Here is a 25,272-nt window from a genome sequence, read left to right on the forward strand (position 1 = left end):
CCATGGATGGCGGAAATGCCGTTTTTGCAGGAGCAAAAAACAGCGTCATCACGCAATCACATGCTCCCCGGCCCGGCTGATCAGTGGCTGGGTTTCTCCTACCTGATACTCCTGTTCCATCACGGTGGAGACGTACAGAAATTGCGCTGCCACTTGCTCGCGTGTGATATCCAGCTCAATCCAGCCGCGGCCCAGGCCGCGCATATAACGCATTTCCGGACTATTGCGCATAAAGGCCGCAACAAGCTCGCGTTCAGGCAGTGGCAGAAATGTTTCAAAGCCCGGTGAGCTGACGCTGGGCGTGCCAAACTCAACGGCAATCGCGTCGCCTTCATCATCGTGCAGATCAAAGGCCCAGGAGCTGTGCGTGTCTCCGGCCAGCACGACCGCGTTGTTGGCATGCTGGCGAAACAGATCCAGCACGCGCTCGCGGTCGGCCGGATACCCATCCCAGGCATCCAGATTCAGGGGCATCCTAGTACTTTTTAGCGACAGGTCAGTGACAAAATGGCAGGCGATCTTTGATGCGAAGGATGCTTGCTGCTAATGTATCGGACTTTCCACCGCGAGGCGTTGTCATGCTGATCTGGATAAGCAGTTATATCTTGCTTGGCGCTCTGACCGGTATGCTCGCTGGACTGTTTGGCATCGGCGGCGGGGCCGTCATGGTGCCCGTGCTGACGGTCCTGTTTGCCGCTCAGGGATTTACGCCAGACTATGTGGTGCATCTGGCTTTGGGTACTTCCATGGCTGCCATTGTGCCGACCTCTGTCGCCAGCCTGCGTGCGCATCATCAACATGGCGCTGTGCTCTGGACTGCCGTGCAGGGGTTGGCGCCCGGTATTTTGCTGGGCACATTTGCCGCGACGTTCCTGGCGGCATACTTGTCGCCGCGACCACTGGCAATCTTTTTCTGTATTTTCATGAGCTATGTGGCAGCACAGATGATATTGAATCGCAAACCAAGCCCATCACGCGAGCTACCCGGATTCGCCGGACTGTCTGCCGTGGGTGCTGGCATCGGTGGCATATCAGCACTGGTGGCGATAGGCGGCGGCACCATGACCGTGCCATTTCTGTCCTGGTGCAATGTGCGTCTGCAGACGGCCATCGGCACCTCGGCAGCCGTGGGTTTGCCCATCGCCCTGGCCGGCTCTATGGGTTACATTCTGAACGGCTGGGGTATAACTGGCCTGCCAGAGTTGACGCTGGGATTTGTCTATTGGCCTGCCGTGATTGCCATGGCCGCCGCGAGCTTCTTCACCGCTCCGATTGGCGCTAAACTGGCGCACCGGTTGCCGGTGGCCACACTCAAGAAATTGTTTGCTGGTCTGGTTATACTGCTGGCGCTGCAGATGCTGCGAACTGTCATACAAGGCTGAAGCCCGAGGAGTCCGGATGGCAAAGTGGCTGATGAAAACCGAACCCGATGAATGCAGCATTGATGATTTTGCAGCAGCGCCTGACAAACCCATCGTCTGGGAAGGCGTGCGCAATTACCAGGCACGCAATTTCATGCGCCAGATGGCAGAGGGCGATGAGGTATTTATCTATCACTCAAGCTGCAAACATATTGGCGTGGCGGGTATTGTTAAAGTGACTCGTGGCGCTTATCCGGACCCTTCACAGTTTAATACCCAATCAATCTATTTTGATAGTAAAAGCAGCCTGAACCAGCCCCGTTGGGACACCGTCGATCTGGTGTTTGTCAGTAAACTGCCGCGGCTCATTCCCCTGGACGAACTAAAACTCATGCCAGAATTGTGTGACATGGCGCTGGTTAAAAAAGGCAATCGTCTTTCAGTGATGCCGGTCAGCCAGTCGCAAGCGGATGCGATAATCCGAAAGCTTGGCGCTGGCCGTACCGACTGATGTCCAGGCCATCCGTGCGGATTGCTGGTCGTTGACCGGTAATCATCCGAGTCAGAATGTCGGCAGATCCGCAGGCCATGGTCCAGCCCAGGGTGCCATGACCTGTGTTCAGGTACAGCCCATGCAGATCTGTCTTGCCAACAACGGGCGTGCCGTCAGGTGTCATGGGACGCAGACCGGTCCAGTATTCCGCCTGTGCCAGGGCACCACCGCGCGGGAACAGGTCGCTGACCACCATGCGCAGGGTCTGCAATGGACGCTTGCGAAGCGACAGATTGTGGCCGGCCAGTTCGGCCATCCCGCCAACCCGGATGCGGTCCGCAAAACGTGTAATAGCGACCTTATAAGTCTCATCCATGATTGTCGATTGCGGTGCGCGTTTGTCATCTGTTACTGGCAGAGTAAGAGAATAACCCTTGACCGGATAGACTGGCAGATCAATGCCCAGTGGTTCCAGCAAGGCCGGTGAATAACTGCCGGCGGCCAATACATAGTGATCGGCGGTAAAGGTCTGCTGTTCACCATTGGCATTGGTGGTGCGTACACCCGTTAAACGATGGCCGTCGCTTTTTAATGCATCAACCTGATGATTAAACAAAAAGCGCACACCCATGGCCTGGCATCGCTCAGCCAGTTCGCGAGTGAACAGATGGCAGTCACCGGTTTCGTCCAGCGGCAGACGCAGGCCGCCAACGATTTTTCCGATACTGTCGGCCAGCCCGGGTTCGGCCCTCAGACAAGCGTATTGATCCAGCAGCTCGAAGGGCACGCCCAGCTCCTGCAGCACGGCAATATCCTGTTGCGCCGCATCGAACTGCGCCTGGGTACGGAACAGTTGCAGTGTGCCTTGCTGGCGCTGCTCATAGTGAATGCCGGTCTCTTGGCGCAGTTCGTTCAGGCAGACACGACTGTGCTCAGACAGGCGCATCATGCGCTCCTTGTTGATGCGATACCGGATCGGGGTACATTGCGTCAGCATTTGCCACATCCAGCGGTATTGGCTCAGATCCGCTGTCGGTCTGATGGCCAGCGGCGCATGTCTGGACAGCATCCATTTGATGGCTTTCAGCGGCACTCCTGGAGCGGCCCAGGGCGATGAGTAACCGGCCGAGACCATGCCCGCATTGGCAAAGCTTGTTTCCATGGCGGCACTGTTTTGGCGGTCGATCACTGTAACCTCATGGCCAGCCTGGGCCAGATACCATGCGCTGGTGATGCCGATAACGCCGCTGCCAAGTACGATTGTGTGCATTGCTGATCTCCCGAAGAGCCTTCTCTCCGATTAGGTTTCAAAGGCGTATTGTAAGATCAGATGGCAGAGTGTATTTTCTGTTTTATTGTTGAAATGCAGTATATATTTCTGTATTAAATAAAAATTATGGTGATTATTTATGAAAACTCGCCGCGCCTCCAGCAAGGAGCTGGATCAGATAGATCGACATATTCTGCGCATCCTGCAACGTGAGGGGCGCATCTCTTATGTGGAACTTGGCGAACGGGTTGGTTTATCGACCACGCCCTGCATGGAGCGGGTGCGGCGGCTGGAACGCGAAAAATTCATCCTGTCCTATGGTGCCCGTCTGAACCCGCACAAATTACAGGCAAACCTGTTGGTGTTTGTTGAAATCAGCCTGAATACCAAGTCGGCCAGCATTTTCGACGAATTCCGTCGCGCGGCCATTAACCTGCCCCATGTTCTGGAGTGCCATCTGGTATCCGGAGACTTTGACTATCTGGTCAAGGCGCGCATTTCCGAGATGGCCTCCTATCGCAAGCTGCTTGGTGATATCCTGCTGAAGCTGCCCGGTGTGCGGGAATCAAAAAGTTATATCGTGATGGAAGAAATCAAAGAAACACTGGAACTGCCGGTTCCGGAAATCAGTAGCGGAGATGATCTATGAGTGCCAAACCTGACAACATGACTGCCGAAGAGTGGCAGGTGCGTATCGACCTGGCGGCGGCCTACCGGCTGGTGGCACACTTTGGCTGGGATGATCTGATCTTTACCCATCTGTCCGCCCGGGTGCCGGGCAACTCACACCATTTCCTGATCAATCCCTATGGCATGATGTTTCATGAGATTACCGCCTCATCGCTGGTCAAGGTGGACCATGAGGGTCAGGTCGTTGAAGAAAACGGATATGGCGTCAATCCTGCCGGGTTCACCATTCATAGCGCCGTGCACATGGCCCGACCGGAGGCCGGCAGCGTCATGCACCTGCATAATCATGCCGGCACGGCCGTGTCGGCGCAGAAAGGCGGCTTGCTGCCAATCACCCAGACTGCCATGCTGGTTTATCCGCGCATTGCCTACCATGACTATGAGGGCGTGGCCCTGAATCTGGATGAGCGTGAACGTATTGTTCAGGACCTGGGTGACAAAGACATCATGATTCTTCGCAACCATGGCACCTTGACGCTGGGCCGCACGGTGGCCGAGGCGTTTACCTTGATGTACTTTCTGGAAAATGCCTGTGAAAAGCAGATTCGCGCTCAGGCCGGTGGAGAGTTGTACTTTCCTTCGGAGCAGGCCATTGAGACCACTCGTCAGCAGTCGGCCACTTTGCCCAAGGTGGCACCATTGCTTTGGCCGGGCCTGATCAGAACGCTGGACGCCAGGGATCCGGGTTACAGGACCTGAGAATGAAGTATGCACGACTGCCATTGCAGGACTCCGACACGCTTGATGCCGTCAGAGCGGCATACCGGGTGGACGAGGAGTCGCAGGTTATTCGCCTGAGTCAGACCCTGCAGTGGCCGTCGTCAACCGCTGATGCAATCCGCGACCGTGCCGGAAAACTGGTGACAGCCGTGCGCGCAGAGCGTCGCAAAGGTTCAGGTGTTGATGCCCTGATGCATGAGTATCAGTTATCCAGCGAGGAAGGCGTGGTACTGATGTGTCTGGCGGAGGCTCTGCTGCGCGTCCCGGATGGCGCCACAGCTGACCGGCTGATTGAAGACAAGTTGACTGCCGCCGATTGGGAAGGGCATCTGGGTCACAGTGAGTCCTTGTTTGTTAACGCGTCAACCTGGGGGCTGGTTTTGTCAGGCAGATTGCTGCGCCAGTCTCTGCACGATGGGCACGGAAAAAAAGTATTCAGGCAATGGGTGCAGCGCTGCGGTGAACCTGTGGTGCGACAGGCTGTGCGGCAGGCCATGCGCGTCATGGCTCGCCACTTTGTCACGGGCAGAAGCATTGAAGAGGCACTACAGCGTTCGCAAGGCCGAGCCAATCGGGCCTATCGATATTCATTCGACATGCTTGGCGAGGCCGCTCGCACGCAGTCGGACAGCGAGCGCTACTTTGATGCCTATGTGCATGCCATCAACGCCGTTGGCAGGCAGTCTGGTGATATGGGCCCGTTGGATGCACCGGGCATATCTGTGAAACTCTCGGCGCTCTACCCACGTTTTGAAATGTCGCAGGCGGACCGCGCGCTACCCGCGTTGACGCGAAAGATGGTCTCGCTGGCCAGACTGGCCTGTCACTATGATATCGGGTTGACAATCGATGCCGAGGAGGCGGATCGCCTGGAGCTGACGATGGCCGTGTTCGACGAACTGCTTCGGCAACCGCAGCTCGCACAGTGGCAGGGGCTGGGTCTGGCCGTCCAGGCTTATCAAAAGCGGGCTTATGATCTGCTGGACTGGATCGCGTCGCAGGCCCGGCAAAACCAACGATCAGTTATGATCCGGCTGGTAAAAGGTGCTTACTGGGATACAGAAATCAAGCGTGCTCAGGAGGACGGTCTGGATGATTATCCGGTGTTCACCCGCAAACAGAATACCGATATATCCTATCTGGCCTGCGCACAGAAACTTTTTTCGTATCAGGACTGCATCTATCCGCAATTTGCTACCCACAACGCGTATACCGTAGCGGCCATTCTGGAGCTTGCCGATCCACAGCAGGCATTTGAATTCCAGCGCCTGCATGGCATGGGTGAACCTTTATATGATCAACTGGTGACCAACAATCCAGAACTGAATTGTCGGGTTTATGCACCGGTTGGCAGTCACGAAGATCTGCTCCCCTATCTGGTCCGCCGCCTGCTGGAGAACGGGGCGAACACGTCTTTTGTCAATCGGATTATGGACGATCAGGCGCCGCTTGAATCACTTACTGCGCACCCGCAGGAGCAACTTAAGACCCTGGCTCAGATTCCTCATCCACGCATACCACTACCGGCTGATCTGTATCCGGACAGGCGAAACTCCAGAGGGATGGATTTGAGCGATGTTCGGGCCTTGTCTGCCCTGGATGAACAGTGGCAGGTGTTGTCTGGTCCGTCGATTCCACCGGTGACAGACGCGTCGATTGAGTCAGCACTGGAGGGTGCCTTTCACTACACAGAACAATGGCGCCTGACTGATGTGAACTTTCGTGCAGGCTGTCTGGAGGCTTTGGCAGATCTGCTTGAGGAGCGCATGCCGCATCTGATTGCGCTGTGTTGTCAGGAAGGTCGCAAGAGTATCCCTGACGGTGTGGCTGAAGTTCGCGAAGCCGTCGATTTTTGCCGATATTACGCTGCGCAGGCGCGTCAGTTATTTGATCCTCAGGCATTACCCGGACCTACCGGGGAGTCGAATCAATGGCGACTAAGAGGGCGGGGCGTGTTTGTTTGTATCAGCCCGTGGAATTTCCCACTGGCGATATTTCTGGGGCAGATCAGTGCAGCGCTGGTGGCTGGCAACACGGTGATCGCCAAACCCGCTGAACAGACGCCGGCAATTGCCTGGATGGCGACACAGTTGATGTATCAGGCAGGTATTCCGGAGCAGGCGCTTTATTTGCTTGCCGGTGATGCCGGCACAGGCGCACGCCTTGTGAAAGATTCCCGTGTAGCAGGGGTGGCATTCACCGGATCAGAGCTGACCGCCCGTCGCATCAATCAGGCACTGGCCTCTCGAGAGGCTGCTATAGCGACATTGATTGCCGAAACAGGTGGTCTCAATGCCATGCTGGTAGATTCATCGGCGTTGCTGGAGCAGGTCGTGGTCGACGTTCTGCGCTCCGGTTTTCAGAGTGCAGGGCAGCGTTGCTCCGCTTTGCGAATTCTGCTGGTGCAGGAGGATGTGGCGCCAGCGCTGATCGAACTGCTGCGAGGTGCTATGGATGAACTGATTATCGGAGATCCGGCCGATCTGGCGACTGATGTGGGACCGGTCATCGATGAAAACGCGCTGGCGTCACTGTATGAACACATTGATTACCTGGAAGGTAATGCCCGGTTGCTCAAATGCTGTGAGCTTTCAGATAGCTTGTCAGACACCTTGTACTTCGCACCTCGCTTGTATGAGATCAGCCGTATAGAACAGCTTTCCCGTGAAGTGTTTGGGCCGATCGTCCATCTGCTGCGCTTCAGGGCCTCTGATCTGGATCGTGTCATCGATCAGATTAATGCAACAGGGTATGGTCTGACATTCGGCATTCATAGCCGAATCAGCAGTCGCGCCCAGACTATTGCGTCCCGCATTAACGCCGGTAATGTGTATGTTAACCGCAATATGATCGGTGCTGTGGTGGGTGTACAACCCTTTGGTGGCAGTGGCTTGTCCGGCACTGGTCCTAAAGCTGGCGGCCCCCTGTATCTGACCCGTTTCACCAATGAACAGAGCATTAGCATTGATACCACTGCTGCAGGCGGCAACGCCTCATTGTTTGCGCTTTCGGATGATCACTGACTCCGCCAGAGGTAGTCATAGCCCGTGAGCTACCTGATTCTGTTTGTGGTCGGCTTTCTGGCTGCCACCCTGCTGCCCGCATCATCAGAAGTTCTGCTGCTTACCCTGTATCAACAGGGCGGCAGTGCGGCGGGCCTGTGGATAGTCGCGACGCTCGGCAACTCATTGGGATCATGCGTCAATTGGTGGCTGGGCAAAGAAATCAGACGATTCCAGAATCGACGATGGTTTCCGGTCAGCCAGGCGCAGTTGCGTAAAGCCGAGCAACACTTTGCCCGATATGGAAGCTGGAGTCTGCTGTTTGCCTGGTTGCCTGTAGTGGGTGATCCATTAACCTTCATGGCCGGTATATTGAAGGTCAGGTTCAGTCTTTTTGTAACGTTGGTGGTGCTTGGCAAGGGTGCGCGCTATGCGGTGATTTTGTTGATTGCCCAAAACATACAGTAAGCCAAGCGAAAAATGACAAGGATGCCATCAAACTCTGACAATTTGTCACACGTTGCATATTGGAATTTACGTTAGCATAACGTCGCTATCATTCGTATTTCTGTGGAGCTTTAATGATTGCAGCATGGACCAGTCGTCACACATTACTTACGCTGCTGAGCCTGTCTGTCCCTGAAGCACTGCTTCATGCTCAGGAGCCCGGGCAGATAAACAGCCCTGATCAAACCTTCACCAGTGCCGATGGTTCCACCGTGATCTATCCGGCCGCTTTTTTCGCCCCCTACAGTCCTGTGTCGGTCACGGATATGCTGGACCGTATCCCCGGTGTGTCTGTGGGTGGCGGCGGTGGCGGCCGCGGGCTGGGCACCGGCGGGGATTTACTGATCAACGGTCAACGCATTGCCGGTAAAGACAATTCACCGCGTGAGCAGTTGGACCGGATAGCGGCACGAGAAGTAGAACGCATAGAAATTATTCGTGGTACCTCGGCTGAGTTGGATGTGCGCGGCTCTGGTCAAGTGGTCAATGTGGTGTTGACCGAGTCTGACAGTCGCTCCAGCACACAGATAGAGCTGGTTGGCAGGCTTAATCATGATGATACGGCTGAGGCTGGCGCGTCACTGTCGCATAGTCGCCAAATCGGTGGATTGCAGGCTTTGTTCAATCTGGAATCCCGACCCAATTATGAAAATCGGCAGTACAACGAAACTCAGTACGATGCATTGCGGAATCAGATCGGTACCTTGTCAGAGACCAATATTCGCGATCAGGATATCTACGAATTCAGTGGCAATATGAGTTATCGTATCGGCGAGCAGAGCATGCAGTTTAATGTGTTGTTCAGTGACTTCAGCCATCCGCGTTATATCAGCCGTCAGTTCGATGACAGGCTGGAGGATGAGGATACCGATTACGACTTTGAAAATTGGGAAGTGGGCGGTGACTACGGCATTGCATTCGAGAACGGGCATCGTGCCCAATTACTTTTTGTAGCCACTGATCAGTCCCGGGATTACATACGCGAACGTTTTGATGTTGACGCGGCTGATAATCGTAATAAGTCTTTGTATACCGAGTCCAATCAGCGGACCCGCGAGCGCATTGTGCAGGGCAATTACAACATGCCTTTGACTGACGCGCAGGATATTCGTCTGGGGCTGGAACGTGCAGTCACCCGACTGGACTCCAGTCTTTTCATTGGGTCACGTTCAACAGACGAACCGGTCTCTGATCGATATGGTGGGCTGAGTCCCCGCCCTCTGTTGTCCAATCCGGGTACAACGGTGGAAGAGACACGTTACGAGGCATTTGTGTTTCATAACTGGACGCTCAATGATCGTATGACACTGGAGAGCAGTCTGCTGTACGAAAATTCCGAAATCGCGCAGAGCGGCAATGTGACTAATAGTCGCCGCTTTGACTTTCTGAGACCTTCGCTGGATTATCGGTTTAACTTTACGGACTCAATGCAATTGCGTGCCACTGTTTCCAAAGGAGTATCACAGTTAAGTTTTTCGGCATTTGCGGCCACAGCCAATAACAATGATAGGGAACAAAATGCCAATGCCGGCAACCCCGAGCTGGAACCGCAGGAAGAAACCCGCTTCGAGGTTGGGCTTGAGTATCGATTGCCGGCAGACAGCGGTGTGGTCAATTCGCGGATCTTCTTTCGGGATATTAAAAACTATATTGGCAAGATCAACGCAACAACTAATCCAGCGCAACCGCTCTCGGCCGAGGGTAATGTGGGGCCGGCCACGCGCTGGGGAATCTTTAATGATGCCAGTCTGCGGCTGGGGTTTGTGGGTTTGCCGGACGCTATTGTTTCGGCTGAGCTGAATATATTCGATTCAGAGATCACTAACCCGTTTTTGGGCAGCAAAGAACGTATTAATCGCCGCGGCGAGGCTGAGTTGGGTTTTCGGCATGATGTCACAGCGCTGCGTTTGAGCTACGGTTTTGACTACCGTTATCCCTTCCATGGTGGGGAGTATGATATTGATATACGTACAATCACTCGCAATGATAGACAGCCATCGCTGAATCTGTTTGTTTCCAAAGTGTTTTTTGATGACCTGACGGTGCGTCTGGAGTCAGACAATACGCTGGATGACTATGAATGCCGTCAGCGGCAACGTTTTGAGCCGACCACGGTTAACGGTTTCCTGGACAGGATTGAAGAATCCTGCAGCAGCCGCTTTCGTCGATTGACCCTGAGGGTACAGTCCACGTTCTGAACAACCGATCAGAGCGTGGACTGTGGGTTTGCCGGCTTAATCCGGCAAGGCATAAACCACCAGAGCGGCGCCCTGATTTTGCAACTGTCCCATGGGTCCCGCCGGTCCTCCGGTCATCGCCATGACCGCTCCCATAAAAGTTCCGGCATGGATAGTGGGCTGGCCGATTGCGACAGCCACGTACTGTTTGCCGTCAGCCATATAGGTGATCGGGAAGGAAGCCGGAATATCACCCAGATTGGTTTTCCACAGCACATCACCATTGCGTTGATCCAGTGCCTTGAACTGATGATCCAGTGTGCCACTGAAAATGACGCCGCCCGCGGTAGCTACAATGGCGGATGTTGGTGGCGCCATTTCTCTAAAATCCCACAGTAGCTCCTTTGACCTGATATCGACAGCCTGCAGACGACCAAACTCGCCTTCCCCGCCTGGCACCGGGGCCGGTATCAGCGCAGCGCCCGTCGACAGAATGCTGTCGCCGCCCACGGGCCCGCCGTTCATGCACATCTGCGTGATGGGCAGAAAGAGAATGCCGCTTTCAGGGTTTATCGAGCTGACCTGCCAGTTTCGGCCGCCTGCCGCAAATGGACAGACCAGCTGCGTTGATTCTATGCTGGGTCTGGCATTGGGTTTCATGGTTTTGATACCGGTTTCCGGATCGATTGAGGCAATCAGGTTTTGCAGGCCCAGGTCCATGGAGTACAGATACTGTCCACTTGCCGCGTCAAGAACATCAAACAGTGCCATTTTGCCGGCCGTCACCACGGCTTTGCGGGTCTCACCATTAAAGGGAACGTCCATCAACTGGCGCTCGTAGACCCAATCCAGGTCCCACTGATCATTGGACACATGCTGGTAGTGCCACGCCAATTCGCCGGTTGAGACGCGCAGCGCCAGTGTCGAGTTGGTATACAGCGCATCTGACGTTGTGCCGGGGGCACCACTGGGATTCAGCAGCGGTGCCGTGTCATAGGTGGGCGCGGTGCCAAAATAAACCAGATCCAGGTCGGCGTCGTAAGTAGGGGGCATCCATACAGAGCCGCCACTGCGCGCACTCAGTTCAAGACCATTCCAGGAGTTGTCGCCGAACTCACCGGGGCGCGGAATGGTATAGAAACGCCAGGCCTCCTGGCCGGTTTCCAGATCCAGTGCAACAATGAAACCGCCTTCTGGCACCATGGTGGCATTGACACCCTGGATAATCTTGCCATTGGCAATGATCGGTGTGGCTCTTAAGGTGTGGCCGCGTCGGCCGATACGTGAATCGGCAATGGCGGTATTCCAGATGACTTCGCCGCTGCGAATGTCCAGGGCCACCATGCGCATATCGTTGGTCGGCATGATGATTTTGTGGCCGTGCAGGGCAGGGCCGAATTTGGAGCTGGGTGGAGCACCTTCGGCAGTGGGGTGGCTGTATTGCCACAGCAGCTTGCCGCTGGCGGCGTCCATGGCCATCAGTGTGTCGTTGCCATTGAGCAGGAAAAGAACGCCGTCGTGCACAAGCGGTGTTGGTGTATTCGAACCGGGTTCCAGTGGCACTCGGTAGGCTTCCTGCAGCGTGCCAACATTATTGGTGTTGATCTGGTCCAGGGGGCTGAAACCGTAAGCGTCCCAGGTGCGTCTCCACATTAGCCAGTTTTCGGCGGGTGGGTTGGCGAGCATGTCGTCAGTGACTGGGCGCAGGTCGAGCGCTGGCCCCTGAGCCAGTGAAGCTGCAGCGCAACTCATGGCACCGGCCGCTATCAGGCAGCGTAAGGCATTTTTTTGCAGGAAAGGCATGGTTAGGTAGTCCCCCGTGTGATTGTTATTTTTTCCACGAAACAGGACTTGGTTATACTGCAAAACGCGCAGATACAGTAGTGTCAAAGTGAACGAATTCGATAATTTTCAGCTAGAGCGGGGTAGTCAGTTGTCTGAAAACAGCAAATTCAGTGGCAGGAGCCTGGATAATATTCTCGATAGCGCTCAGGTAGGCGTATGGGAATGGGACATTAACAGCGGCCAGACAATTATCAACCGCCGTTGGGCTACGATGCTGGGTTATACCCCTGAGCAACTGGAACCGGTTACGTTTCGATCATTCGCAGAATTAGTGCACGAACATGATATGCCTGCCTTGCAGAAGGCTTTGAATGATCATATTGAGGGTAATACCGAGTATTTTGTCTTTCGTTTCAGAATGCGAGCCGCGAACAATAGCTGGCGCTGGATTAAGGCGCGGGGCCAGGTCAGCGAAACCGGGGATGATGGTACACCGGTGCGAATGACCGGCATTCACCTTGATGTGAGTGAACTGATGGGGTTGGTGGAGGTGGAAACGCAGGTCAGTAAACGTCTCGACAGCATTTTGCAGACCTCGCCTGCTGTCATTTACGCGGCCACGCCTGAGTCGCCTCACACTATGCGTTATCTGTCACCCAATGCCCGGAGTGTGTTTGAGCTGTCAGTTGACGAACTGATTGCCCGCGGAGGCTGGATGGAGATTATCCATGCAGATGACCGCGATTCGGTCTGGGCAGCATTTGAGCAGTGGCTTGAGAGTACCGGCGACGATACGCTTAGTCAGCGATATCGAATTGTCGGAAACAATGGAGAGGTGCGGTGGCTCGAAGACCTGTGCCGCAAGGTCTATCTCGACGGCGAGCTCAGTGAGCTTGTTGGTTCGCTTATAGATATGACTGAATCTGTCAGCCGTGAAAGACTCCTGGAAAACGTGGTTGATGTAGTGCCGGGTGTCATTTATCAATTCAGGCGCTCGTCTGACGGTCATTACAGTTTTCCGTATTCCAGCAGAAAAATGTTGGAAATTTATGGCGTCTCGCCAGAACAGGCGCGTGTTGACGCCAGTGGTGTATTCGAGCGGATCCATCCCGAAGACCTGGAAATGGTGACTCTTTCTATTGAGCAATCCGCCGAACAGCTCAGGCGCTGGAGCCTGGATTACCGAATGCAGATGCCCTCTGGTGAGCAGCGCTGGCTACACGGAGACGCCTTGCCGTTCAGAGATAATGACGGCGCCATATCATGGTTCGGCATGATCATGGACATAAGCCGTCAAAAACGGATTGAAGTTGAACTGGCAGATGCCAAACAGCGTCTTGAGCGGGCTCAGCGTATAGCCCGGACTGGACATTGGGAGGCTGACATGGTGACAGGCGAGCTGTTCTGGTCTGATATCATTTATGAAATATTCGGTTTCGACAGCGCCACCACGACACCTTCGGTCGAGTTATTTTCAAATTGTGTGCATCCTGAGGATCTGGATGCTGTGCGGGCAAGCGAGCGCCGCGCAGAATTGACGGGTGTTCATGATGTGGAACACCGAATCGTGCGCCCGGATGGAGCTGTTTTATGGGTGCATGAGCTTGCTCGACGTGAGCGTACCGCAGATGGCCGAGATGTTCTGTACGGTACAGTACGGGATATCACCGACACCAAGGAACTGGAGCTGGAATTGCGGCAATTATCCACGACTGATGCACTCACCCAGGTTTCCAACCGCCGCTTTTTTATGCAGGCCGGCAGCCAGGCTCTGGAACGCGCCCGGCGGCAGAGCCGACCACTGTCGGTATTGATGTTGGATCTGGATCATTTCAAGAAAGTTAATGACACTTATGGACATGCCAAGGGTGATGAAGTGCTGATTCGAGTTGCCGCATTGATGCGCAGTCGTGTTCGACAGTCCGATACGCTGGCAAGGCTGGGAGGGGAAGAGTTTTGTGTGCTGCTGGAATCATGCTCACTCGAATCTGCCGAGGATTTGGCAATTCAGTTGCGCGATGATATCCGTGCATTGCAGTTCGCTGGCGCAAATGGCGTTCGATTTCAATTGACCACCAGCATTGGTGTGACGAGTTATCTGCCCGGAGAATCGCTGGATTCAGTGATGTCACGGGCAGACAGCTGTCTCTACGCAGCCAAACGTGATGGGAGAAATCGTGTGATCGCCGACTCTTCGTCAGTTAGTAGCTGATTGCGTCAGCGCACCACCTCGGTCGTGCAGTAGGTCGATTCCTCCAGCCGGCGCGTGTAGTTGTTGAGTATGCGTGACCCTTCAGCAGCCTTGATCACGCCGGCATTGATCTGCTTGCGCACCAGCTCCGTCATGCGTCGGTCCAGATCGTTGGGGAAATACTGAACCTGGCTGAGCATTTCTTTGACACTCAGGCCCTTGAGTGTTTCCTCAATCCAGAAGTTACCGCTTTCATCTTCGCGGGCGTAGACGTGAACTTCATCGACCCTGCCCAGCAGGTTGTGTGCGTCGCCCAGAATTTCCTGATAGGCGCCAACCAGAAATATTCCCAGATGGTAGGCTTCACCGTGATTGTGTTTGTGCAGGGGCAGCCAACTGGTGTTGGCATGACCACAGACATACTGATCAATTTTGCCATCCGAGTCGCAGGTCAGATCGACAACCTGGGCCCGCCTCTCGGGTTTTTCGTTCAGGCGATGCAGCGGCATTACCGGGAAAACCTGCTGTATCGCCCAGTGGTCAATAATTGAATGAAATACTGAAAAATCGCACAAGTACAGATCGGTGAGTTGTTCTTCCAGCTCCAGTTGCTCGGTAGGCGGTGGTGTGAGCTGCGCGTCAGAAAGTTTGCGCAGTACTTCGCGACATATACTCCAGTACAGACTGTCAGTGTGTGCCAGCTGATCCAGCGTCAAGTACCCGAGCCGCATTAATTGATCGGCTTCCTCACGGATCTCGCGGGCATCGTGATAACACTCCAGCAGTATGCCGGTGACCTCTGTTGCGCAGGCTTCCTGGTAGGCTGTCTCTATCCGCGAGATCAGTGTGGGTGAGTCGGGTGGTGTTTCATCGTTCATGGGCGGGCTGTCCGGACGGTGAACGCCCAGAACAGGGATGACCAGCATTGAATGATGTGCAGTCAGCGCACGGCCACTTTCAGACAACAGTGTGGGTACCGGTACACCGCGCTCCTCACATATTTCCTGAACGGCGTAGACGACAACGTTGGCATACTCACGCAGGCCGTAGTTGATTGATGAGTCAGGATTGTCGTAGTCGCCACCATAGTTGACGCCCAGGCCCCCGCCAACGTCCAGAAAGCGAACATTGACGCCGCGCAGCACCAGATCCGCGTAGATCTGGGTGATTTCCTTGACGGCGCTGCGCAGTACCTGAATGTCGGAAATCTGGCTGCCCAGATGGAAGTGCAGCAGTTCAAGAGAGCCTGCCTGTCCCGCCTTCTCCAGGGTTTTCACCAGGCGCAGTAACTCGGGCACTGTCAGTCCGAATTTGGAACGTGCGCCGCCCGATTCATACCAGCGACCGGCACCGCGGGTGTTCAGTTTGACGCGCACTCCAAGGCGCGCTGCAGCGTCGCGCTGACCCGCGAGAATCATCAACTGTTCAAATTCGGAGTATTTTTCAATGATCGGAATGACCTGCTGGCCAAGCTGTTGGGCATTCAACATCATGGTCAGCATGACATGATCCTTGACGCCGTTACACAACAACAGCGTGTCCGCGCCAATCAGTGGCAGGGCGGCCATCAGTTCTGCCTTGGAGCCGCACTCGATACCGATGTCATATTCCCGGCCGGTCTCCATCACCTCAACGACCACTTCCTGTAACTGGTTGACCTTGATCGGGAAGATGCTGCGATATTGACCCTCATATCCGGCTTCAGTAATGGCATCGCGGAATTTTCGGTTCAGTCTTCGCACCCGAGAGCTGATGATGTCCTGGAAACGAATGATCAGAGGCAGTGATGAACCACTGTCCAGGGCTTCGGCGACCACGTCATTGACATCGATGGTGATATCCTGGCCTTCGATGGGTTTGACACAGACGTGTCCTTGCTCATTAATCGAGAAAAATCCATCGCCCCAGACGTCCAGTGCATACAGGTCATGAGCGTCGCGAATACTCCAGGGGGTTTGTTGTTCAATCATCAAAATCAGTCCTCAGCGTTTCTTGCATTCGGCATATAAAGCCAGCAATTCAATGGCGATCTGGGCGCCAGCCAGCGCCGTCATTTCTGCGTGGTCATAGGCAGGCGCAACCTCGACAACGTCCATGCCAACCATATTAATGCCCGTCAGGTGGCGAATAATGCTAAGCGCCTGCAGGGATGACAGCCCACCCGGCACCGGTGTGCCGGTCCCGGGTGCAAAAGCCGGGTCCAGGCAGTCAATATCAAATGTGACATAGGCTGGCAGGTCGCCAACCCGCTGCCTGATACGCTCGGCAATGCTGGCCGGACTATGCTCCAATACATCCGGTGCGAAAACAATGTCATAACCCAGGGTGTCATCGTTGGTTGTTCGTATACCAATCTGAACAGAGTGTTCTGGCAGAACAATGCCTTCTTTAGCTGCCTGATAGAACATGGTGCCGTGGTTAATGCCTTCTCCCGAAGATGGCCATGTGTCGGTATGCGCATCGAAGTGGATCAGAGCCATCGGGCCGTGTTTTTTAAAGTGCGCACGCAAGCTGGGATAGGAGATGAAATGATCACCGCCCAGCAGTAATGTCGCCGCGCCGGCGTCCAGAATACGGCTGACCCAGGATTCAATGTGTTTGACGCTGGTCAGGCCGCCGCCCTGGTCGTTTTCGCAGTCACCGTAGTCGATCACTTTCAGCACTGACAGAGGGTCATTTTTCCAGGGCCAGGGGCGTTCCCATGCCAGCGACATGGAGGCATTGCGGATGGCCCGGGGGCCCAGCCGGGCGCCTGAGCGGTTAGTGGTGGCAATATCCAGCGGGATGCCCATCACGGCAACGTCGATATTGTCCAGATTGCGCCCGAACGGTGTGCGGAAAAAACTGACCGCACCGCCAAAGCTGTGCGAGTTGACTGCGCCGCCGCCTGGCTGACCTGTTATTGCATTGTCCCAACTGCCCATCGATGCTCCTGTCTGAACATGTCATCTGCCTGTGTTAGATGCAAAGGTAAACTACCCGCAGGGCAATGCCAAGCGGCTGTTTTTGAAAAGAGTTGTTACAACTTTCTACGAGTTGCCGCTTTATTGCGGCAGTCGCCGTAGGATAATGCGCGAATGAGCGTAACATTGGTCTACAGAGTCGATGCGTGCGTAGTCATGTACTGACATTATCAGAGTTAAGCTTCAGAGTTGAGCTAATGAAAACTGCCTTGCAAATATCGCGATTGTTCAACACTTCAGTCTTGCTCGCCGCTTTCGGTCTGCTTGCGGCCTGTGGTGGTGGAAGTGAGGAGTCCGCAGCGGTGCCATCGAGAGGTGGTTTTGGTGGCCCGGGCGGTGGCGGTCCCGGCGGGCCGAGAGCGGTTATTCCTGCTGTTGAGGTGGTTGAAGCACAGCTTGGAGCGTTGCCGCTGGAGGAGCGACTCACAGGTCGGGTCAATGCACGTAATCAGACGGCAATCTATCCGGAAGTTTCTGCACCCATCACTGAAATCTATGTTGATAACGGTGATTATGTGAACGAAGGTGACCCTCTGGTTCAGCTGCGTGACGCGGAATACGTGGAGCGCTATCAGCAGGCGCAGTCGGGTCTGGAAATCGCCCGGGCACAGACGCGCCAGGCAGAGGCCAACCTGCAGGTGCTGCAGAATCAGCTTGAACGCGTTCGCGAGCTGACCGCACGTCAGCTGGAAACTGCCTCGACACTGGAAAACATCGAAGTTGAAGTGGCTGTAGCCCGCGCCAACGTGGATTTACGCATGGCGCAGGAAAATCAGGCTAGATCCGTTCTAGAAGAACGCCGACTGCAGTTGCTTAACACAAGCGTCAGAGCGCCCATCAGTGGCATTGTTGGGCAGCGGAACGCCGAACGTGGTCAGATGGCGACCAGCAACTCACAACTGTTCTTAATTGGTGATCTCGATGAGGTGCGTATCGAGGTGCTTATAACCGAGCGCCAACTGACATATATCCGCGAAGGCATGACCGTTAACCTGTATTCGGAAAACTGGCCGGGTACGGTTCTCGAATCGCAAATTTCGCGTATTTCGCCCTTTCTTGATGTGAATACCTCCCGCACTCAGGCTTACATCGAAATGAGTAATGCTCAGGGGCTGATGCGTCCGGGGATGTTCCTGAATGTGGACGTTTTTTATGGCGAATCCGCCGAAGCCGTGCTGATTCCCAACAGTGCCCTGTATCGCGACCCGCGCACTGGCGTGGAGGGCGTGTACGTGATGTCACCGCCCGGCTCGGAGTTCAGGCCGGTCGCTGATGTTGACGGCGCTCCCGCCGTCTCACCACCGGCACCAATACAATTTGTGCCCATTGAAATTGTTGCCAGCGGACGTATGGCCTCGGGTGTGCGCGGGGTCCGTGAGGGTGACTGGGTAGTGACCGTCGGTCAGAATCTGCTGATGGGTAATGTTTCCGAAGCGCGAGCCCGTGTTATCGAGTGGGATCAGATGATGCGGATGCAGCGCATGCAGAGCCGGGATATGTTTGAAATTATCGACGCAGCCCGCGACTCACGGCAGACCCTGAAGGATAGTTGATCCGCAAAACCTCTTTATGGCTCATGGCGATTAACACATGGCACTGACAACTCAATCTATCAGGCGACCCATCGCCACATCAATGATCTTTCTGATCATCATCACGCTTGGCATGATGGGGTTCCGCTTTCTGCCGGTGGACCTGCTGCCGCCGGTAGAATTACCAGAGTTGTCCGTACAGGTTAGTTATCCCAACGTGGGACCGGAAGACATTGAGCTGTTGGTCACTGAGCCGCTGGAGAACGTGTTGTCCATTGTGCCTGATGTGGAGCAGATGACCTCTGCCTCGCGCGAAGGTAATGGGTCAGTGACGCTGAGATTTGCGCAGGGCGTTAATATCGACGTGGTCACCAATGACGTGCGGGAAGCGCTGGATCGGGCCCGCCGCAGTCTGCCCGAAGATGCCGATCCGCCACGTATCAATCGCTTTAACCCGGATGACCAGGCTATTGTGGTGCTGGGTGTGCAGTCAGATATGGACCTGATGGATCTGACCACCATCATGGAGCGCGAACTGGCACGACGTTTTGAGCAAATTGGTGGTGTGGGTGCGGTTGACGTTTGGGGTGGAATTGATCGCGAAATCCGGGTTGAGGTGCGCCGGGATCGCCTGCTGGCCAGCGGTCTGACCATGAATGATATTTCTGCTGCTATAGGCCGCGAGGGCAGCAATGCGCCCGGGGGCAATGTGCAGCGGGGCCTGTCAGACCTTTATGTGCGCTCCATGGGCGAGTTCACGGACGTTGATGAAATCCGTGATGTTGTGATCCGGAATATAGGCGGCGTGCCTGTGCGGGTCGGTGATGTGGCTGATGTCAGTCTGGCGCGCGCGGATATCGGCCGCTATATCGAGATCGATGAAGTGCCCATGCTGCGTATGGGCATTCGCAAGCAAAGTGGTGCCAATACTGTAGCGGTTGCCGAAGCGATCCGCACCGAGATGCAGCGCGTGAATCAGGAGCGCAGTGATCTGAGCATTCTGCTGGTCACTGACCAGAGTGAGTTTATTCAGGAGTCAATCGACAGCGTCCGTAACTCAGCGGTCTGGGGCGGCATTCTGGCAGTCATCGTACTGATGTCGTTCTTCAGAAACGGCTCGATTACCTCCATTATTTCCATTTCGATTCCGATAGCGATAATTGCCACTTTCGCGCTGCTGTATTTTGGTGGACTGACCCTGAATCAGATGAGCTTTGGCGGGCTGGCGCTGGGCGTGGGGTTAATTGTCGATAATGCCATAGTGGTGATCGAGAACATTGTCCGGCACCGGCAGGGCGGGGCATCTCTCAAGCGCGCGTCGCAGCGGGGGACCAAGCAGGTCACCGGTGCCATTGTTGCGTCTACCATCACGACCTCGGTCATATTTCTGCCCGTTGTGTTTATGCAGACCCTGACCGGGACCATGTTTCAGGAGCTGGCGCTGGTTGTTGTTTTCGCGCTGATGTGTTCCCTGTTGGTTGCACTGACTCTGGTTCCCATGCTGTCCAGTCGTTTCCTGTCGGTAGTCCCGGACACTGAGCGCACTGAAATTAGTACAAACGAACGTGTACTGTTGGCGGTAGAGGGTCGATATGAAAAGCTGGTCGGCTGGGCGCTGACGCACAAACTGATCGTGGTCGGGATCACCGCGGCCCTGCTGCTGGGCTCCGTCTACAGTCTGCGTTTTGTATCTTATGAACTGACTCCCCAGGCAGAGGCGGATACCATTTCTGTCCGCATGCGGATGGATGAGGGCACCAATATCGCCATCTTGCATGCCTATATGATGGAAATGAACAACATCATTCGCAATATTGTACCCTGGGAAAATGTTGTGCATTACACGCGCGATGTCAGCAACAGTAATGCTGAATTGGAGCTCACGCTGGTAGATCTTAATCAGCGCACCATGAATGCCAATGAGTTGGCGGACTATATTCGGGCCCGTGTAGAGTCGGCTATTCCGGGTATGCGGGTCTGGGTCCGGGCACAGTCCGGGCTGTGGATCATGCGGCGTATTTTCGGTTCTGGCGGCGACGACGCAATCCAGATTCAGTTGCGTGGTTACGATCTGAGTCAGGCGGAAGATGTGGCGCAGGCTATTCGCGAACGTGTTGAGGTGTTGCCGGGTATTGCCGATGTTAACCTGAGCAGGCTGGAAGGTCGTCCGGAGCAGCGTATCAGTTTTGATCGTGAACGTATGGCCGCACTGGGCATTGGTGCAACCGATATCAGCCGCGCTATTCAGGCCAGTATTGGTGGATCACGCGCCGGCGTATTCCGTGACCGCGGTGATGAAATCGACATCATCGTTCGCCTGCGACCGGAGGACCGTCTGAATGTTCAGGACATCGACAATATCTCAGTCAGGGCTGCCGACGGACAGGTCGTGCCCGTTTCTTCTCTGGTAACAACCTTATATGACCGTGGTCCCACAGATATCCGGCGAATCAATGGGCAGCGGGTAACATACATCAACGCCAACCTGGAAAGTGGTGTGGCTCTGGGGGATGCTGTGGATACTATTCGCAGTGATCTTGCGACCATGGATCTGCCGGCGGGTTTCTCGATTGTTTATGGCGGGGAATACGAGGAGCAGATCAAGGCTCAGAGAGATTTTGTGCTGGCTATTGTGATGGCATTGGTGTTGATTTATATGGTCATGGCGGCGCAATTTGAACGTTTCCTGGACCCATTAATCGTGATGGCCTCGGTACCGTTGGCGATAGTTGGGGTTGTGCCGACCCTGATCATGACCGGGACTACTCTTAATATGCAGAGTTTCATGGGCATGGTGATGCTGATCGGCATTGTGGTGAACAATGCTATTCTGCTGGTCGATTACATCAATATCATGCGACGTGAAGAAAAACTGGATATCGTGCCGGCGGTCATGAAGGCTGGCCGGTTAAGACTTCGCCCAATTCTGATGACAACCATGACGACGGTGCTGGGCTTATTGCCTCTGGCGTTGGGAATCGGTGCCGGTGCGGAAATGCAGGCGGCACTCGCCAGAGTGGTCGTAGGTGGTTTGATTGCATCCACTCTGATTACTCTGGTCCTGATTCCTGTCGTATATGTGTCAGCCAATGTTTTGCAGCAGTGGTTGGCCGTCAGATTACCCGGAAGGCGAGCGCAACCACCCGTCAAAGCTGCCCAGGCTGAATATCGTCAGACGCTTCAATGATCGTGGTGATGGTGTCCTGGTCGTGCACTTTTTTCAGTGAACCGCTGTAGATGTTGTAGTGCCAGCCGGTCAATTTAAGCCTGCCTTCTTTTACGCGGCTGGCAATCCAGGGAAAAGTCATCAGATTGCACAGTGAATATCCCACTGCGGCCTGTTCACACTGGTTGTAGATTTGTGGATCATCCAGTTGCGAGCCATCAGCCAGTTGAGCCACTGGCGCGACAATGGACATCCATTTGCCGATAAACGTGGACTTGTCCAGTTTATCGCCCTGCTCGACCAGTGCGCGTATGCCACCGCAACGTGAGTGGCCCAGTACAATTATTTCGGGCACTTCCAGCACGGTAATGGCAAATTGCAATGCGGCACTGGTGCCGTGATAAGAGCCCTGCTCCTCGTAGGGTGGTACCAGATTGGCGACATTGCGGATAACAAACAAGTCGCCAGGTTCTGTATCAAAAATCAATGAAGGTTCCAGACGCGCATCGCAGCATGTGATCAACACATACGATGGCGTCTGGTTTTTGGCTAGCTCTCTGATTTTCTCTTTATTTTCAGAGAAATAGCCCTGTTTGAAGCGCTTGTAGCCTTCCAGTAGTTTATCGGTCATTCCCTAACTCACTTTCTTTTTATCTTTGGTACTACTTGACTGTTGCGGCCTGAGTGCTCAATTAGCCGGAATCAGACGCTTGATGCCTTCACCTTCAATACCCAGGTAAATATAACCATCTGGTCCCTGCCGAATGGCGCGGATACGGCCACTGTCTGTAATCAGGTCGGTTGAACGGATTACCCGATCATCGGAAATTTCCAGCAATTCCAGCTTGGAGCCACGAAGTCCGCCAACCAACAGGTGATTCTTCAGTTCCGGGTAGCGATCGCTGCTGACAAACTCAATGCCGGCTGTTGCAATAGAGGGATCCCAGTACCAGATGGGTTGTTCCATGCCAGCGCCGTGAGTCGCCTCGGCCAGAACTTCGCCGTTGTAATTGATCCCATAACCGACATAAGGCCAGCCATAGTTCTTGCCAGCTTCCGGGATATTGATTTCATCGCCGCCGCGCGGGCCGTGCTCGCTGGTCCAGATCTGGCCAGTCAGCGGGTTGATGGCGATGCCCTGCTGGTTACGGTGGCCATAGGACCAGATGGCTGGTTTGGCATTCGGCACGTTAATAAAAGGGTTGTCCTGCGGAATGCTGCCGTCGTCGTTAATGCGGTAAGTTTTTCCGCCGTCGCGGCTCAGATCCTGGACATTGGTGAAATGGTCGCCCCGATCACCAATGGTGAAGAACAGGTAGCCGTCATTAAAAATCATTCGGCCGCCATAGTGCTGACCGCGGGTGGAATTGATTTCGGCGCGGTAAATAACTTCTTGATTGCTCAGTCGGTTGCCGTCCAGTTTGGCGCGCATGATGGAGGTATTGCTGCCTTCCCCATCGCCTTCCGGGTCTGAATAGCTGATATAAAGCCAGCCGTTAGTTTCATATTCGGGGTGCAACACAATATCCAGCAGGCCGCCTTGACCATTCACGTGGATTTCGGGCAAACCGGCGATCGGAGAGCCAGCCTGGCCATCGCTCAGCCGGTATAGCTCGCCATTGCGATCGGTGACCAGCATGTCGCCATCGGGCAACCAGGCCATGCCCCAGGGCATCTGTACATCACTGCTGACGTCTTGCAGCGTGAATTCCGGCAAGCCCTGTGCCTGTGAGTGATCTGTAAACGTCATCGCCAGGGCTGAAACACCCAATGACAGTGCCATTGCGCCTAACCAGTTACTTCTTTTCATAACAGATCTCCGTGCTGGATTTAAGGGAAACTATTGTAACGGACTACGTGGTTTGTTTCAGCATGGATTAACGGGGGTATTGGGCGTCTTGGCTCGCTTGTTGAGTGAGCTGCGACAAAATACCGCAGTTTGGCATGTCGCAAGTTGTTCTCATTAAGGTAGAATCTGTCGCAATAACCTTTCGGAGGACTCGCAAATGATCAAACCAGAAACAATTAAAATTATGCTGTGCGCTCTGCTGGTGGCGCTGTTCAGCGCGCAGGCAGTTGCTCATAGCTCGCTGACCGCATCATTGCCGGGCAATGGTGCCGAGGTCGTCAGCCCGCAGCAACTGGCGCTGACCTTTAACGAACCGGTCAGATTGCTGCGTCTGTCTCTGGTTCATGGCGAAAACCACCAGATCGATTTTGGGTTCCAGGCAGTTACAGCGGCTCAGGCAGAGTTCGTGTTTGATCTCCCCGAGCTCATGGTCGGTGCACACACGGTCACCTGGACCGTCATTGGCTCTGACGGCCATACGGTTAGCAACAGCTTTGGATTCTCAGTCAACCCTCAGGCTGGCGAGGCTCACATGCAACACCATTCACACGACGAGCACCACCATCACTGAGTCTTGATGACATGACTGCCTGGGATTGGCTCAGTACTGTCAGCAAAGGACTGATGTATCTGGCAATGCTGACCACGGTCGGCGGATTGTTTGTTGCTTTTTATTACCCACAACTCTGGTTGTGGCGGCGGTATCTCATTCCAGCATCGCTTGTCGGTCTGGTATCGGTTTGCCTGTATTTTCTGGTGCAGATCGGCCAGGTAAATCAGGGTGGCCTGGCGGGTATGCTCGATCTGCAGATGGGGCAGATTCTGGCTACTACTGTGCTGGGCGACGGGATGCGCTGGCGAATCAGTGGGTTCATGCTGATTTTACTGTCAGGTCTGGCGATGCTGCTGGCCGACTCATCGACACGCTTTGCACGGCTGGCAACCCCCGGATTTGTGCTTGGAATCGCGGGTGTGCTGGCGCTGGCGATGTCATTGGCCGTGCTGGGGCACGTCAATACACTTGATCTGACTGCTCGACTGGCTGTCATGCTGCATTTTATGGCGGTATCACTGTGGGCAGGCGCGCTACTTCCGTTGCTGGTGGCCTGTCGGTCCTTTGATGCCAACTCGTCGTTGCAGACGCAATCTCTTCACAGGACGTTGTTACAGTTCAGCCACGCAGGCTGGTTTTTCCTGTCACTGATGCTGTTGTCAGGCATCGTCATGATGGTCTATCTGCTTGATGAGCTCAGTGAGTTATCAGGTAGCCAGTATGGTCGCTTGCTGATGCTCAAGATCGGGCTGGTACTGGTGATGATGCTGGCGGGTGCCTTCAACAAGTTTTTACTGTTATCACGCTGGCAATCGAGCGGGCCGGGGGAGGTTACGCGGAAGTTACAAGGAGTCATCACGGCAGAGATCGGTTTGGTACTGCTGGTTGTTGCCGTCACCAGCGTTATGACAACCCTTATTGGCCCTGGCCGCTAGAACAAATTATGCCTTGATTCAAGGTAAATATTTTTGTCATCAAAGTGCAAAGAAATTGTAATATTTGATGGCATTGTC

19 protein-coding genes are annotated in these 25,272 nt (G+C 54.6%); 12 read left to right on the plus strand and 7 right to left on the minus strand.

The genetic code is table 11. The features are described from left to right. Positions 1 to 48 precede the first annotated feature (48 nt). Complete coding sequence (locus PS2015_RS04320; RefSeq protein ID WP_058021071.1) at positions 49 to 474, minus strand: alkaline phosphatase D family protein; 426 nt, start codon at positions 472 to 474, stop codon at positions 49 to 51. Positions 475 to 524: 50 nt separating this feature from the next. Between PS2015_RS04320 and PS2015_RS04325 the strand changes: the two genes are divergently transcribed. Both PS2015_RS04325 and PS2015_RS04330 read left to right on the plus strand, forming a co-directional pair. Continuing rightward, positions 525 to 1,382, plus strand: coding sequence for a sulfite exporter TauE/SafE family protein (locus PS2015_RS04325; RefSeq protein ID WP_237113376.1), 858 nt, complete (start codon positions 525 to 527; stop codon positions 1,380 to 1,382). Positions 1,383 to 1,398: 16 nt separating this feature from the next. Next, positions 1,399 to 1,872: an EVE domain-containing protein gene (locus tag PS2015_RS04330; RefSeq protein WP_058021073.1), complete on the plus strand. Its 474-nt coding sequence runs from the start codon at positions 1,399 to 1,401 to the stop codon at positions 1,870 to 1,872. Here PS2015_RS04330 and PS2015_RS04335 read toward each other — a convergent pair. Further along, on the minus strand, positions 1,814 to 3,124 hold the full coding sequence (locus PS2015_RS04335; protein WP_058021074.1) for a D-amino acid dehydrogenase: 1,311 nt from the start codon (positions 3,122 to 3,124) through the stop codon (positions 1,814 to 1,816). The genes PS2015_RS04330 and PS2015_RS04335 overlap by 59 nt on opposite strands. 139 nt (positions 3,125 to 3,263) lie before the next feature. On the opposite strand from PS2015_RS04335, the gene PS2015_RS04340 reads away from it, so the two are divergent. The 5 genes from PS2015_RS04340 (at position 3,264) to PS2015_RS04360 (ending at position 10,241) form a co-directional block, all read left to right on the plus strand. Further along, complete coding sequence (locus PS2015_RS04340) at positions 3,264 to 3,773, plus strand: Lrp/AsnC ligand binding domain-containing protein (RefSeq protein ID WP_058021075.1); 510 nt, start codon at positions 3,264 to 3,266, stop codon at positions 3,771 to 3,773. Then, positions 3,770 to 4,513 (plus strand): class II aldolase/adducin family protein, encoded by a 744-nt coding sequence (locus tag PS2015_RS04345; protein ID WP_058021076.1) that lies wholly within the window; start codon positions 3,770 to 3,772, stop codon positions 4,511 to 4,513. The genes PS2015_RS04340 and PS2015_RS04345 overlap by 4 nt, the downstream gene beginning before the upstream one ends. Positions 4,514 to 4,515: 2 nt before the next feature. Beyond that, on the plus strand, positions 4,516 to 7,557 hold the full coding sequence (gene putA, locus PS2015_RS04350) for a bifunctional proline dehydrogenase/L-glutamate gamma-semialdehyde dehydrogenase PutA (protein WP_058021077.1): 3,042 nt from the start codon (positions 4,516 to 4,518) through the stop codon (positions 7,555 to 7,557). A gap of 24 nt (positions 7,558 to 7,581) precedes the next feature. Beyond that, positions 7,582 to 8,004 (plus strand): YqaA family protein, encoded by a 423-nt coding sequence (locus PS2015_RS04355; RefSeq protein WP_058021078.1) that lies wholly within the window; start codon positions 7,582 to 7,584, stop codon positions 8,002 to 8,004. Positions 8,005 to 8,117: 113 nt separating this feature from the next. Continuing rightward, positions 8,118 to 10,241, plus strand: coding sequence for a TonB-dependent receptor plug domain-containing protein (locus PS2015_RS04360; RefSeq protein WP_058021079.1), 2,124 nt, complete (start codon positions 8,118 to 8,120; stop codon positions 10,239 to 10,241). 36 nt (positions 10,242 to 10,277) lie between these two features. Here the strand turns inward: PS2015_RS04360 and PS2015_RS04365 are convergent, their stop codons facing one another. Continuing rightward, complete coding sequence (locus PS2015_RS04365; protein ID WP_082627956.1) at positions 10,278 to 12,023, minus strand: pyrroloquinoline quinone-dependent dehydrogenase; 1,746 nt, start codon at positions 12,021 to 12,023, stop codon at positions 10,278 to 10,280. An 88-nt stretch (positions 12,024 to 12,111) separates the two neighbouring features. Here PS2015_RS04365 and PS2015_RS04370 point away from each other — a divergent pair, with 88 nt between their 5' ends. Beyond that, positions 12,112 to 14,217, plus strand: coding sequence for a sensor domain-containing diguanylate cyclase (locus tag PS2015_RS04370; RefSeq protein WP_058021081.1), 2,106 nt, complete (start codon positions 12,112 to 12,114; stop codon positions 14,215 to 14,217). 5 nt (positions 14,218 to 14,222) lie between these two features. Here the strand turns inward: PS2015_RS04370 and speA are convergent, their stop codons facing one another. Next, a complete protein-coding gene (gene speA / locus PS2015_RS04375) occupies positions 14,223 to 16,166 on the minus strand; it encodes a biosynthetic arginine decarboxylase (protein ID WP_058021082.1) in 1,944 nt (647 codons plus the stop codon). Between the two features lie 12 nt (positions 16,167 to 16,178). After that, a complete protein-coding gene (gene speB, locus PS2015_RS04380; RefSeq protein ID WP_058021083.1) occupies positions 16,179 to 17,120 on the minus strand; it encodes an agmatinase in 942 nt (313 codons plus the stop codon). A gap of 236 nt (positions 17,121 to 17,356) precedes the next feature. Here speB and PS2015_RS04385 point away from each other — a divergent pair, with 236 nt between their 5' ends. Continuing rightward, entirely contained in the window at positions 17,357 to 18,712 is a 1,356-nt protein-coding gene (locus tag PS2015_RS04385; RefSeq protein WP_058021084.1) for an efflux RND transporter periplasmic adaptor subunit, read from the plus strand. A 37-nt stretch (positions 18,713 to 18,749) separates the two neighbouring features. Beyond that, positions 18,750 to 21,878: an efflux RND transporter permease subunit gene (locus PS2015_RS04390; RefSeq protein WP_082627958.1), complete on the plus strand. Its 3,129-nt coding sequence runs from the start codon at positions 18,750 to 18,752 to the stop codon at positions 21,876 to 21,878. Here PS2015_RS04390 and PS2015_RS04395 read toward each other — a convergent pair. Then, positions 21,838 to 22,488 carry a carbonic anhydrase gene (locus tag PS2015_RS04395; RefSeq protein WP_058021085.1) on the minus strand — a complete coding sequence of 217 codons (651 nt, stop codon included), beginning with the start codon at positions 22,486 to 22,488 and terminating at the stop codon, positions 21,838 to 21,840. The genes PS2015_RS04390 and PS2015_RS04395 overlap by 41 nt on opposite strands. 57 nt (positions 22,489 to 22,545) lie before the next feature. Then, positions 22,546 to 23,667 carry a PQQ-dependent sugar dehydrogenase gene (locus tag PS2015_RS04400; protein WP_237113377.1) on the minus strand — a complete coding sequence of 374 codons (1,122 nt, stop codon included), beginning with the start codon at positions 23,665 to 23,667 and terminating at the stop codon, positions 22,546 to 22,548. A 196-nt stretch (positions 23,668 to 23,863) separates the two neighbouring features. On the opposite strand from PS2015_RS04400, the gene PS2015_RS04405 reads away from it, so the two are divergent. After that, positions 23,864 to 24,277: a copper resistance CopC family protein gene (locus tag PS2015_RS04405; protein ID WP_058021087.1), complete on the plus strand. Its 414-nt coding sequence runs from the start codon at positions 23,864 to 23,866 to the stop codon at positions 24,275 to 24,277. A gap of 11 nt (positions 24,278 to 24,288) precedes the next feature. Beyond that, positions 24,289 to 25,194: a copper resistance D family protein gene (locus PS2015_RS04410; RefSeq protein ID WP_082627959.1), complete on the plus strand. Its 906-nt coding sequence runs from the start codon at positions 24,289 to 24,291 to the stop codon at positions 25,192 to 25,194. The last annotated feature ends 78 nt before the right edge of the window (positions 25,195 to 25,272 follow it).

This window comes from Pseudohongiella spirulinae, from assembly GCF_001444425.1.
Taxonomy (GTDB): domain Bacteria; phylum Pseudomonadota; class Gammaproteobacteria; order Pseudomonadales; family Pseudohongiellaceae; genus Pseudohongiella; species Pseudohongiella spirulinae.